The organism is Mycobacterium sp. (assembly GCF_965229265.1).
Taxonomy (GTDB): domain Bacteria; phylum Actinomycetota; class Actinomycetes; order Mycobacteriales; family Mycobacteriaceae; genus Mycobacterium.
Genome location: NZ_CBDDIY010000009.1, coordinates 203,675 through 216,392 on the forward strand (window position 1 = coordinate 203,675; position 12,718 = coordinate 216,392).

Consider the following 12,718-nt stretch of genomic DNA (forward strand, 5'->3'; position numbering starts at 1 on the left):
CCTTTCAGAGCTGGTCGGCCAGCTCCCGCAGTGCGGCAAGCTGATCGCAGTAGTGTCCGGGCGACTCGGCGGCCACCGAACAGGTGATCGCGGTGGCCCCGGCGGCGCGTAAGGCGTTGAGGCGCTTGGTGCTTCCGGATCGGTCGCCGATCGGGTCAAGGGCACTGCCGGTAGCCAGTACGACGTCGAAGCCGGGCGGGGCGTCGACCGTGCCCAGCATGTCCGCGATGTCGGCGGGCCGCAGCCCGAACGGCATCCAGCCGTCGGCCAGGCGCACCGCCCGGCGCAGCGAACGCCGTGTGCGCCCGCCCACCCAGATCGGCACCCGGGACTGGACGGCGCAGGGCTGCACCGCGAAACCCTCGAACCGGTAATGGCTGCCGTGGTAGACGGGCCTGGTGGTCGACAGTGCCGCGCGCAGGGCCGCGATCGCGTCGTCGGCCCGCTCGCCGCGCCCGTCGAAGGTCGCCCCCAGCAGGTCAAACTCCTCGGCCAGGGATCCGACGCCGACGCCCAGCACCAGCCGTCCTTCGCTGAGCCGGTCCAGCGTGCCGAACCGCTTGGCGATCTCCAGCGGATGGTGATAGCCCAGCACAAGCACCGACGTCGTCAGCCGAATCCGGCTGGTATGGGCCGCGAGGAACCCGAACGTCGAGAGCGGATCCCAGTAGGTCAGGCCGCGCTGGTCGCCGTCGCCGACGGGCACGGCGATGTGTTCGGCGCAGGTGAGGTGGTCGAAGCCCAATTCATCGGCGGTGTGCGCGACCGTCGCCAGGTCGGCGACTCCGGCGGCTTCCTCCCAGGACGACGACACCCCGGGCAACTGCATCACCATCGGCGTCGATAGTCCGATCCGCACAGTGCTGTTCTATCGGCCGCCACACCGCCGGAATGCTTGCGTCTCGGTGATCGAGACCGCTACGGTGCGGTAGAACGAATTCTCGTCTGCCGGACAGGAGTGCCTATGACCGCGGCGCTTGACGCTGGATCAGTTCGCCGCGCGGGCCCGCTCTCAGGGCGACGGCGTGAGCATCGATTGCCAGGTCTTTTCCTGAGGGGATTGTGAAATGTCGCTCTGTCGGTATACCGATCCGTCCGGGCCAACATACTCGCCAGTCACCTGGTCACCGCCGGCCGCGGCGGGTGCCACCGGTTGCGGGGGAGCCGGTACCGCTTCTGCCGGCGCCAACTGAGGCAAATCCTGTCCCGACGATGTGGCGTTGGGGTCGCCTTTCCAGTTGTATCCGTCGTTGAGCGGAGTGTATGTCTCATTGGCTTCGCACATCTTCACCGTTGGGGCACGCTTGCCGGGAACTGTTAAACACGGATAGTTGCGCGCACCGCGCACATTGAAGGGGGAGTCCTGCGGGATACGACAGTAAAGATCCCCCGGCGGCCGCGGTGGGGAGTCTTGCATCGCAGGGGCACGCCGTTGTTGTGGCGGAAGGAATCCGGTGTTGCATACCGGCGGAAGGTTGAGGTTCAACGCGAGGTCGAGGTAGATGCCTTTGTACGGGCCGTGGTCGGTCAGGTTGGCGACGCCTATCCCTTGCGCCTCGGCGATATTGGCGGGCAGCAGCACAAGGAGTTGCTCCAGGGCGGGCTGTTGAGCGACGGCGACCTGACCGACGCTGGCCAAGTTGGCGGTCAGGATAGGCAAAGTCGCTCGCATCCTGTCGAAGAGCGCCTTGCCTTCGTCGAGTGCCGGTGCTGCCTTGTGCAGCATCCCGGACAGTTGTGAGTCGTGGGTCTGGACTTGACGGGTGATGTCCGCCAGGTGTGCCGCCCACGCGCCTATGCTGTCAGCGGAGTCGGATTGACTGTCCAGAACAGGCTTTGATTGGTCAATCAGCATGACAAGCGGTTCGAGGTTCTTGCCGGCGTCGATCGCGAGCTTGGTGGACCCGTTGACGATGCGCGACAGCTCGGGACCCAGGCCGGCAAAGGCGGTATAGCTCTCGTCGATAACCGTGCTCAGACTCTCGTGCGGGATTGCCGTCAGCCCGCGGTTGGTGGCATCCAGGAGTTCGTTGACATCGGGCTGAATCGATGTGCGGTCGGCGGTGATGACATCCCCGTTTTGGAGTGCCGGGCCCCCGTCGGTTCGGGGGGTCAGCGATACATACTGCTCGCCCGCGGCGGTCACGCTATGTACGGCGGCGGCGATGTCAGCGGGAATGCTGACACTCGAGTCCAACGACAACACGGCCCGCACTCCGTCGCCGGTGAGCTCGATGTCTTTCACTCGACCGATCGTGCTACCCCGGTAGACGACGTTGGCGTTCGCGTAGAGACCTCCTGCCTCGGGAAGGTCTGCGCCGACGGTGTAGCGGCCGACGCCGAAATAGACCGCGGGCACTTTCAGATAGCCGAATAGCAAGATACCCGCGCTGGTCAACGCGACGATGCCGAAGATCGCCAGCTGGATCCGTAGCCGTCTGTGTAGCCGCATATCAGCGACCTTGGTCGAGATGGTAGGGAGCGGTCAGTGGGTTACCTGCGCTGTAAGGACTGGGGATCTGACCGATTGTGCGGCCCCATTGCAATTCCAGTTCAGTCAGATTGCCCTCAAACCGGGTTCCGGTCAACAATGTCGCGTCGAGTCGGCTCAGCGTAACGTCCACCACGAGTGTGAGATTGGCGTAGTCGCCGCGCATCCACTTAGCGATGTTCTCCTTGGGCCAGGGATAGGTCGCGAGCATGCTCAGCGATCGTGTCAACGCAGGACCAGCATCAGCAAGTGACTTGAGCACCGGGCCTATGTTTTTCAACTCCTCGACAAGGCTCTCCTTCGTCTTGCCTACCGTGTCGTTGGTTAGTGCGCTGAACCTGCCGAGCGAAGCGAGGGCGTTGGTCAACTGTTCCCGTCGATCGGCGAGGGTGGCGAGCGCATCGGGAATGGTGTGCAACGCGTTATCCATCACAGGCTTCTGTTCGGCGAACTGTGCTACAAGGCGGTTGAGGCTTGACGAAGCTGTGATGATATCGTCACGCTGGGCGTTGAGTGCCGCCGTGAATTGCCTTATCTGGCTGAGAAAGTCGCGCAGGTCACTCTCACGGCCCCTCAGCGCCGTGCTGAACGCCTCGGTGATGTCCTGGATCTGACCGATTCCACCTCCGTTGAGCAATAGGGATACAGCTGCCAACGTCTGTTCGGTGGTCGGATATGTACCGGAGTTGTCCAAGGGAATCACTGATCCGTCATGCAGCCGGCCCTGGGGTGGCTGACTCGTGGGTGCGGCTAGCTCGATGTGCAGAGTGCCCAGCAGACTGGTCTGTCCAATAGTTGCGGTCGCGTTGGCGGGCAAGTCGACATCGCCGTCGATCCTCATGGTGACCAACGCGTGCCAGCCTTGCCGGTCGATCTTCACGACATTGCCGACTGTCACATCACCCACGCGGACTCGTGAGTTCGGCTGGATGTTGGTGACGTCGGGTAGCTGCGCGGAGACGGTGTAGGCGCCATCGCCGCGGCCGGCGGTTCCCGGTAGTGGCAACGAGTTCACACCGTGCCAGTCACATCCGGCGAGACCCGCCGTTAGTGCCGTAATCGCCAGGGCGGCAAGGCAAGTCCGCAGCGCTCCGATCATGGTGCTGGTTCCGTAGGAACCATGAGACCCGCCAGCCCTTCGGACGGATCCGTCACGGCCGCGGGGCTTGCGTCAGGCGCTGGTCTCGCCACTGCATCTGCCGGGTTGTAGTCAGGACGCATCCAGTCCTCACTGTAGGTGACTTCGTTGGGACGTGCGATCGCTCCGATCACAGGATTGAGGCCGATCGGCGGAAAGTTGTACTGGCGATTCTTTACGATGGGTGCCAGGTATTGGACGCAGAGCTTGGCGGCCTGTTCTGCGCCCAATCGCGATGCCGCTTCGATGGCGCCGCAGAGAAATTGAATGGGATTGGCGAACTGGTTGAGGGCCAGCACACCGGTCTGGGACGCGTGTGCCGGCGCGTAGATGTTGTTGAAGTTGGCAAGTGTGTTGGGTGCGACATGTAATGCCTGCTTCAGGTCGTCGAGGCTTGCTACCAGTGCGGAGGTGGTAGACGCCAGTTTGTCCGATGTCGTCCCAATGACTTCCCGGTTGTCGGCGACAAAGGATCGGACCTCGCCAGCGACCTTGTCGATATCGCTCACGGCCTGACCGACTTCATTGTCATCATTGGCGAGCAACTCGGTCACGGACCCTAAGTTCCGGTTCAACTGGCGCATGAGGTCTGTGCTCGACTGCAGCGCCGAGACAAGTTTGGCGAGATTCTTCGTCGTGGAGAAGATGTCGTCGCTGTGGTCGCCGACAGCCGACACCGCTTGCGCCAGTTCGAGGATAGCGGTGCGGATCGCCACACCTTGCCCGCGTAGGTTTGCCGCGGACGTAGTTATGAATGCACTGAGTGGGCTGATTCCATCCGGTCCGACGGGTTGCAGACTGTCGCTGAGCTTTTGGAGTTGCTTACGAAGCTCGTCCCATTCGACCGGAACTGCGGTGCGTTCCTGCGGGATCACGGCGTCGCTGGAGAGGGCGGGTCCGGACGTATACGCCGGAGCGAGCTGAATGGAGCGAGCCGTCACCAGCCGCGGGGAGATGATGGCGGCCCGAACATCTGTCGGGATCTTGTAGCTACTGTAGACCCAGAACGTCACCCGCGCGTGCGTGGGCTGCGGCTCGATAGTGTCGACGGCACCGACTCGGACGCCGAGAATCAATATGTCGTCTCCGGGATAAAGCCCATTGGTGTTGTCGAAGTATGCGGTGATGTGGGTTCGGGCCGCCGACCAGAACGCAGGGCGCAGGACGATGCCGACGCCGCCGAGCAGGACCGTGATCAAGACGATCGACAGGACACCGACGGTTCGGCCGCGGCGAGTCATCGGTTCGCTCCGGGCTGGTCCGGTTCGACACGTGGAGCGGGAGCGGGGGGGCCCGGCGGTGGACCTCCAGGTGCCGGGGCCGGCGGTGGCTCGTGATACGGATACCTAGGGTCACCGGGAGATCCGGTGATGGCGTCAGGCAGAGTCAACTTCGGTTCGCCGCCCTGTCCGGTGCGCGGATATGGTACGGGTAGCGCAGGCGTCCCAGGCTGGCCGGCCTGCGGGTCGTTGCGTTGCGAGGGCAGCAGAACATTGGGGTCCAGACCGAGGTCCGAGAACGCTGCATCGACAAAGGGTTGGATGAACTGCCCCGGAAGCAGATTGGCCAGATAGGGCTTGAAGAATGGGCCACCGGACACCGCCTCACCCAACGACATCAGGTATGGGTTGAGCAGTTTGAGCGATTCCTGGACCTTCTCCTTACGATTGTCCACGATGGCCAGGACCCCGTTCAGCTTGTCGAGCGCTGGACGAAGTTGGGCGCGGTTCTCGCCGAGGAACGCTGACAGCTGGTGAGCCAGCGCGGAGATATCGGCGGAGATGGTGTCCAACGCCGCACTTTGGGATCCCAGTTGCCCCAGCAGCGCATCGGTGTTGACTATGAGGCTCACCACTTCGTCTGTTCTCGAAGCTAGAACCTGTGTCGAATTCTGAGCGTTCGACAGCATCTCGCGCAGCTGTTGGTCACGGGCATTGAGCGTCTGGGAGAACTCCGTGATACCGGCCAAGGCCGCCTGCAGATGGGGCGGAGTCGAGGAAAATTCTTGGGCGATCGTGGTCAACGATGCGTTGACGTCGTGTGTGTTCAAGTCTGCGATGGTTGTCGAGAGATCGGACAGTGCATCGTTAAGCTCGTAGGCCGGTTTGGTCCGATCTAGTGGAATCGGTTGTGATAGTTGCCCATCGCCTGCCGATACGATTTGCAGAACTTTCACTCCGAGCAAGCTGGACGTCTTGATCGCCGCCTCCGACCGCTCGCCGAGGCGCACATGTTTGTCCACGTTGAACTGCACACGAACCCGTGCTCCGTCGAGGTCGATGTGGGTCACCTTTCCGATCGCCGCGCCGGCGACCTGGACGTCAGCACCTTCTTGCAGTCCGCTGGCATCACTGAAATAGGCTGAATGCGGACGGTCTCCGACGACGAAGGCCACCTGGTCGTAGAAGAAGCCCGCGGCGACGAGGACCGCGACCACGCCGACACCGACGGCACCGGTGATCGTGTGATTTCTTTCGATCAGCGACTTCATTTCGGAGTGCACCTTCCCGTGTCCTGCCCGGCCAGCTTGACGTAAACGGGCTGGCCGCCTTTGCCGTTGATCTTCAGCAGCAGATCGCAAAGATAGAAGGAGAAGTAGTCTCCGTAGAGCCCTTGGCGCGACAGAATGCGATAAGAGTCGGGCAAGGTGTTCAGCAGATCGTCGAGGTAGTCGTGATCGGCGACGGCGATGCCAGCGGCGCGATCGGTCTGCATCACCGTCTCGGCGACGGCGGGTCGGATTGCTTGTAGCAGGCCAGCGATCGATTGTGTCGCAGCATCGGTGTGGGCCACAGCGTCGGAGATGTCGACTCGACGTGCCGATAGGCTCTCCACCAACCTGGACAGGGCGGTCACGGCTTCTCCGAACTTGGCGCCTTGCCCGTTCAACGAGCCCAGCACCGAGTTGAGGTTGGTGATGAGGTCACCTATCAGCCGGTCTCGATCGGCCAACGCGGAGGTGAGCGTGGCTGTCTCGGCGAGGAACGTGTTGATCGTGGCTCCCTCGTCCTGGAAGACCTTGACTAGTTGGCTGCTGAGCAGGTTTACCTGTTCAGGGTTGAGCGCCCGGAACAAGGGGCGAAAGCCACCGATGAGCGCGTCGAGGTCCAGCGCCGGCTGGGTTCGCTCGATGGGAATCGTCGCTCCGGCTGGGAGTCTGTGCGACGATCCGGGGCCATCACGCAGCTCGAGATATCGGTCACCGATGATGTTTTCATAGCGAATCAGCGCCCGGGATCCGTCGTTGAGCACGACGGAGTCGTCGGCTGAGAAGACAACGGTGGCAGTGTTGTTGTCATTGACCGAAATTCTGGTGACCTTCCCGACCTCGACACCTGCGATTCGGACGAACTGACCACTTCTGAGACCGGAGACGTTGCTGAAGGCCGCCTGATAGGAGTGCTGAGCCGCGAAGCGAAGTTGCGCGAACACCATGACCACGGCGAAGGTGCCCGCCACGCACACGGTCGTGAATGCGCCTAGGCGCCAAAGCGATTGTCGCAGAATGCTGTTCAATGATGATCCCGATCTTCGGCCATGGTGTCAGGGGGTTGGTGCCAGCGGATACAACGGCAACCCGCCAGGGCCGTATTGCGCTGCACCGTAAGGGGGAGCGCCGGGGTAGGGAACCGGGCCGATAGCCGGCGGGCCCATACCCCGGATGCTCGGCGGTTGTGGAACCGCGCGGGTGACCGGCAGTAGATCCATGTACCACGGGTGGCCGATGCCGGGATTGGGTCGCAAGTCGAGGCCGGTGCCCCAACCGGTGTTTGTGACCAGCTGACGAACCGGGTAGTTCTTGGATGCGTCGGGCAGCGACCCGCAGCCCGGCTTGCCACCCGGGCCGCCTTTGGCCGCCACGATGGGGAGGTTGTCGGGATAGACGTAGCTATCGCTGCCGAGCAGGGTCGCCGCATCGAGGATCACCGACTTCCCGTTGCCGCCGACGCTCTGGTAAAGGGTGTTGTCCAGCAGAAGTTTCGTACCGACGAGCAGGCAGGTGTATTCGGGTTGGTATTTCATCAGCAACGCGGTAGTCGGCTCGAGGATGTTGACGGCGTCCACCAGCGACCTTTGCGAGGCTGCCAGCAGGTCAGCTCCGCTGCCGGCGAAGCCGAGCGTGCTGAGCAGCAGCGCGTCGAGATCGGCGCGGTGGGCCGTGATGGTGGAGCTGATCGTGCTCGCTGCGTCCAGGGTGGCCAATATGTTTGTCGCTGAGTCGGCGTATGTAGCGCTGGCCGCATCGAGAGCCCGCCAGTCCTGCTGCACCGCGGACATTCGCGGATTGACCTCGCGCAGTACAGAATTAGCGGCGGTAATCGCCTCACCGATACGCTGGCCCTGGCCGCGCACTCCTTGCGCCAAGGCACTGAGAACGGCGTTGAGTTTTGCCGGATCGATCCGCTTCAGAAGGCCAACGACGTTGTCGAACACGGTGTTGACTTCGGTACTGACATTGGATGAGGTGAGCACCGCGCCGGCGCGCAACTGAGCCGGACTCGGATCACTCGGATAAATCAGGTCGACGTACTTGGCGCCGAAGATTGTCGTAGAGCGAATCTGTGCGCCTACGTTGGCGGGGATATGACTGATCTGGTCGGGAAACATCTGTAACCGCAGGCTGACTGAATTCTCACCACCTCCGACACCGGCGACCCGACCGACCTGTACCCCTCGCATCTTTACCTTGGCGCCGGATTCCATGATTAGCCCGGAGCGATTCGACGTAAGGGTTACCGGGACGTATGGGGTGAAGCTGCCCTGGAACATCGCCGAGCAGATGGTCACAATCGCGGCGATGGCCAGACCCAGCAACAGCGACCACCACGCTGGCCTAATGCGGTGTCCGCTAAGACTGTTCATGCGTCATCCCGCGAAGTTGAAATCACCGGATTGCCCATACAGTGCAAGGGAGACGAACATCGTCATCAGAGTCGCGGCGACCAACGAGGTGCGTACCGCGCGTCCGACCGCCTCGCCGACACCTGCCGGTCCGCCGGATGCGTTGAACCCGTAGTAGGTGTGAACCAGCATGATGACGATCGACATCGTGATTGCTAACACGAACGACCTCAACACATCTCCCGGATTCAAGAATGTCGTGAAGTAGTGGTCGTAGACGCCGCTCGATTGGCCGTAGCCGACGGTCGTTCCGACACGCGCAGCTAAGAACGAACTGAGGATCGCCACGCAGTACAGCGGAATCACGACGATGATGCCGGCGATCAGACGGGTGGAGGCCAAGAAGGCGACCGCTCTGATCCCCATTACCTCGAGCGCATCGATCTCTTCGTTGATCCGCATCGCCCCCAACTGCGCGGTTGCACCGGCACCGATGGTGGAAGCCAGTGCCACCCCGGCGATTAGCGGGGCGAGCAGCCTAACGTTGAAATAAGCGGAAGCGAATCCCGTCAGAGCTTCGACGCCAACTTGGGAGAATTGGTTATAGCCGATGACGGCAACGAGCGCACCGACCGACAACGTTAGGAATGCAACAATCACGACGGTTCCACCGATGACCGCCAGCGCGCCCACGCCTAGACCCATCTCAGCGATCAGCCGCAACGTTTCGATCCGGTAGCGGACCACCGCGTCCTTTACGGAAAGCAATGTCCGGCCGTAGAACGCGGTCTGCAGTCCGACCCGGTCGAGCGCAATACCCCAGTCGTGCAGCCGCGAGTGCAGGCGCGATGGCTGCGCCGCGCGCTGCGCGCTCACGAAATCGCCTTCATACCGATTGCCGAGACGACGATGTTGATGGCGAACAGTGCCATGAAGGTGTACACCACCGTCTCGTTGACGGCCTGCCCGACTCCCGCGGCGCCGCCGCCAACCGACATGCCCTTGTAGCAGGCGATCAGTCCCGCGCTGAGGCCGAACAACGCCGCCTTGATCAGCGCGATCATCACCGACCCGATCCCCGTGAGCAGTGTGATGCCCCCGGCGAATGCGCCGGGGGTGACGTGCTGGACGTATACCGAGAAGAAGAAACTGCCAACCAAACCGACCAGGATCACCAGTGAGGACAGCAGGATAGCGACACAGGTGGCAGCCAGTACTCGTGGCACGACGAGCGCCTGCATTGGGTTGATGCCCATCACACGCAGCGCGTCGATCTCGTCCCGGATGGTGCGTGCACCGAGATCGGCGCACATCGCGGTGGCACCGGCACCAGCTACGACCAACACGGTGACCATTGGCCCGATCTGCGTCACGGTGCCGTATGCCGCGCCCGCGCCGGAAAAATCTGCGGCTCCGAACTCGACGAGCAGGATGTTCAAGGTGAACTCGGTGAGCACAGCGAACGGCACCGCCAACAGCACGGTGGGTAGCAGCGACACCCGTGCGATAAACCACGCCTGCAGGAAAAACTCTCCGTAGGCGAACGGACGTTGCGGGATCAAGATGAGGGTATCAATGGCCATCGCAAAGAAGCCGCCAACCGCCCGAAGCGGCCGCGTGAGTGTTGGGTCAGCCAGAGACACCTACAGGCTTCCTCTCCTACTCAATGCCGCACCATGACGGCGTGACGTGAAGCACAACAACATCTGTTGTTGCGATTGGAGCACAACGTCTGTTGTTCTGGCAAGCGGATGGTGCATAATTCCCCCGCATGGACGTGGAAACCCCCGCCCCGGTAGCTCGCCGCACTGCGATCCTTGATGCCGCGATCGAAGTCCTGGCGACTGAGGGCGGCCGTGGCCTGACGCATCGGGCAATCGATCGCCGACTCGATCTACCGCTGGGATCGACGGCCAATCACTTCAGCACGCGCACCGCGCTGCTGCGTGCGGTGAACGAGCGATTGCTCGAACTTGACATAGTCTCCCTCGAGCTGATACCCGACCGGAAGCTGAGCAAGGACCGCGCTGTCATCCTGCTTGCTGAAAACCTGGTGGACTCGTTGCAACCCGAGGCGCGCAACCATTACATCGCCCACCATGAAGTGTTGCTGCAATCGGCGCGCGATCACCACCTGCGGCGCGAAATCGGCGCTGCCCGAAAGCGTTTCGTCGATGTTGTTGCGCGAATCCTCACCGCTGTCGGCTGCGGGGATCCGGAAGCGCATGCACCCGGGATGGTCGCGATGCTGGACGGTCTGCTAATCGACCAGCTCCTCTACTCGGAGCGGCCAATCGATACCGGGTGGCTCACTCTGCAAGTCGGGCGGCTCCTCGCGCAGTGCTAGGTCGGTGGCGCCAGCCTGGGCGGAGTGGGCCACAACATCTGTTGTGGAGGCCAGGCTTTTTGCTTAGCCTGATACTGAGCCTTCGATGCAGGGCAGAGTTGGGCTAGCGCTTCAATCACTTTGAGGAGACGCCATGAACTGCACAGAGTCTCGGAGCAAGCGTTCGATGCCTTATGGCTGCCCGACGAGCGCTTGGCGTCACGCGCGGTGCTGCGCGCCCTCAGTGAAAGGGGGAGTGAGTCTTTCGCGGTGACGACCCGCAGCCCGTTTGCCGGATAAGGCGCTGCTCGCCCTGACGGTAGCCGGTTATACATAGCGTTGGTGTTCCCGATGCACGTGCCGGGCATGGCGCTGACGGCTGGCGTGTGCACCGTCCTCACGGAGATGTCCCAGGTGTGTGCGTCCGCGTTCTGGTGTCGGCAGTGAAACACGCTGGTTCCATGGGTGTCGATCCTTCACCGCTTTGAGGGACGCAAGGCAACTGCTGCCGAATGTGGTCGCGGGCAGGCACAAAGCGTACTGGGACAACGGCGATGAGGCTGCGGCATCCGGCGTCGAGGAGCAGCTGTGCTAGCTGGTGGCCCGGTTGCATCAACGGAGGTCACCCAAACCGTGCGACGAGTATTAGGCAACTCTTTGAGGAGCGGAATTATGGATGACCAAGCGGCGCAGTACACTTCGTCCGCATCAGAACCCGTGCAGCGAATTGCGGTGGTAACTGGAGGCGCTGGAGCCATCGGGACAGCAATCGTCGCTGCCCTTAATGCAGCGAATCACCGGACTGTCGTTCTCGACCGTGTCGGAGACGTTGTGTGCGATCTCGCGTCCGAGTTGTCGACCCGGGAGGCTGCGGCCTCCGTGCTGGCAAGGTACGGACACTGCGACATTCTTGTCCATTGCGCGGCGGTGTTCGAGCCCATGCCGTTGTCTGATTTCGATGTAGCGCGGTGGCGAGACGTCCAGGCCGTAAACGTCGAGTCAGCGCTCCTCCTGGCACAGGCCTTCAGTCCCGGGATGGCCGATCGCAGGTTCGGCCGGATCATTTTCGTTGCCTCGGACACGCTTTGGTCACCTCCGGCCCCGGCATTCTTGCCCTATATCGCTAGCAAAGGAGCCATGCTCGGTGTGATGCGCACTCTCGCTGCCACGTTGGGCCCAGACGGCATCGCCGTGACAGCGATCGCGCCGGGACTCACCGATACGCCTGCCTCACGCAGCGTCGCCGCGGTCGGGCAGATCGAGGCAGCGGTCGCCGGGCAAGCGATGAAACGCCCGCTGTCCCCCGACGATGCTGCCCATGCGGTCGCGTTCCTTGCATCTGACCTGGCGGAAGCGCTGACGGGGCAGGTCCTCGTCATCGACGGTGGAGCCGTTATGCGATGACGACATCAGCTAGTCCGCCTACGCTTCCAGGTTTAGGCGGGCGCCTGGTCGTGCGACTTTCGCTTACGGGAGTGCGGTTGGCACGACTACGGCTGAGACTGCAGCTACACGCATACCCGGGCGCGTCGTCGGCGTCTGACCGCCGACGCAATGGCTTCCAGGCGAACACGGTGACAGTGTGGCCTCCGGGGCCTTGGTCAAGGACACCGTTGGCGCGGAAGGGTGTCGGACAAGGGTCCCCAAGGTAGACGGGGACGGCGCGACTTAAGGCGCGTCGAAGTGCTTCGCCTCCGATGCCGCCGTTGAAGTGACCACCGATGCCGTGCAGCCTTTCGGCGGCGCGAGCCACACGGTGGACTTCCCGGTGGGACGCATGATGCGCGACGCCAAGATCACCCAGATCTGCGAAAGTACCAACTACTTCCAACCCGTCGTCATATCCCGAGCGCTGTTGCGCAGACGGGTCCAAAACAAGCCGTCACCACCAACGAGCCTCGGGGTCGAGCGTCCGCTCTGG

Annotated in this window: 11 protein-coding genes and 1 pseudogene; 3 read left to right on the top strand and 9 right to left on the bottom strand. The window is 62.5% G+C overall.

Annotated features, from left to right (window positions below):
• Positions 1-4: 4 nt before the first annotated feature.
• From ADBZ9K_RS01860 to ADBZ9K_RS01900, 9 genes are all read right to left on the bottom strand, one after another.
• Positions 5-859, bottom strand: a complete 855-nt coding sequence (locus ADBZ9K_RS01860; protein WP_526618109.1) for an LLM class F420-dependent oxidoreductase — start codon at positions 857-859, stop codon at positions 5-7.
• A 153-nt stretch (positions 860-1,012) separates the two neighbouring features.
• Positions 1,013-2,452, bottom strand: coding sequence for an MCE family protein (locus ADBZ9K_RS01865; protein ID WP_526618110.1), 1,440 nt, complete (start codon positions 2,450-2,452; stop codon positions 1,013-1,015).
• Between the two features lies 1 nt (position 2,453).
• Positions 2,454-3,590: a virulence factor Mce family protein gene (locus ADBZ9K_RS01870; protein ID WP_526618111.1), complete on the bottom strand. Its 1,137-nt coding sequence runs from the start codon at positions 3,588-3,590 to the stop codon at positions 2,454-2,456.
• Complete coding sequence (locus ADBZ9K_RS01875) at positions 3,587-4,870, bottom strand: MCE family protein (RefSeq protein WP_526618112.1); 1,284 nt, start codon at positions 4,868-4,870, stop codon at positions 3,587-3,589. Before ADBZ9K_RS01875 ends, ADBZ9K_RS01870 begins: the two co-directional genes overlap by 4 nt.
• On the bottom strand, positions 4,867-6,120 hold the full coding sequence (locus ADBZ9K_RS01880; protein ID WP_526618114.1) for an MCE family protein: 1,254 nt from the start codon (positions 6,118-6,120) through the stop codon (positions 4,867-4,869). Before ADBZ9K_RS01880 ends, ADBZ9K_RS01875 begins: the two co-directional genes overlap by 4 nt.
• The gene (locus tag ADBZ9K_RS01885; protein WP_526618116.1) at positions 6,117-7,145 is read right to left on the bottom strand and encodes an MCE family protein; all 1,029 of its coding nucleotides are present in this window, start codon (positions 7,143-7,145) and stop codon (positions 6,117-6,119) included. The genes ADBZ9K_RS01880 and ADBZ9K_RS01885 overlap by 4 nt, the downstream gene beginning before the upstream one ends.
• 27 nt (positions 7,146-7,172) lie before the next feature.
• Positions 7,173-8,492 carry an MCE family protein gene (locus ADBZ9K_RS01890; RefSeq protein ID WP_526618118.1) on the bottom strand — a complete coding sequence of 440 codons (1,320 nt, stop codon included), beginning with the start codon at positions 8,490-8,492 and terminating at the stop codon, positions 7,173-7,175.
• Positions 8,493-8,495: 3 nt separating this feature from the next.
• The gene (locus tag ADBZ9K_RS01895; RefSeq protein WP_526618119.1) at positions 8,496-9,347 is read right to left on the bottom strand and encodes an MlaE family ABC transporter permease; all 852 of its coding nucleotides are present in this window, start codon (positions 9,345-9,347) and stop codon (positions 8,496-8,498) included.
• A complete protein-coding gene (locus tag ADBZ9K_RS01900) occupies positions 9,344-10,054 on the bottom strand; it encodes an MlaE family ABC transporter permease (RefSeq protein WP_526618120.1) in 711 nt (236 codons plus the stop codon). The genes ADBZ9K_RS01895 and ADBZ9K_RS01900 overlap by 4 nt, the downstream gene beginning before the upstream one ends.
• A 188-nt stretch (positions 10,055-10,242) precedes the next feature.
• Between ADBZ9K_RS01900 and ADBZ9K_RS01905 the strand changes: the two genes are divergently transcribed.
• The 3 genes and pseudogenes from ADBZ9K_RS01905 to ADBZ9K_RS01915 form a co-directional block, all read left to right on the top strand.
• Positions 10,243-10,818: a TetR/AcrR family transcriptional regulator gene (locus ADBZ9K_RS01905; RefSeq protein ID WP_526618121.1), complete on the top strand. Its 576-nt coding sequence runs from the start codon at positions 10,243-10,245 to the stop codon at positions 10,816-10,818.
• 651 nt (positions 10,819-11,469) lie between these two features.
• The gene (locus ADBZ9K_RS01910) at positions 11,470-12,201 is read left to right on the top strand and encodes an SDR family NAD(P)-dependent oxidoreductase (RefSeq protein WP_526618123.1); all 732 of its coding nucleotides are present in this window, start codon (positions 11,470-11,472) and stop codon (positions 12,199-12,201) included.
• Between the two features lie 271 nt (positions 12,202-12,472).
• Positions 12,473-12,658, top strand: a pseudogene (locus ADBZ9K_RS01915) (acyl-CoA dehydrogenase family protein); the annotation flags it as partial.
• Positions 12,659-12,718: the final 60 nt, after the last annotated feature.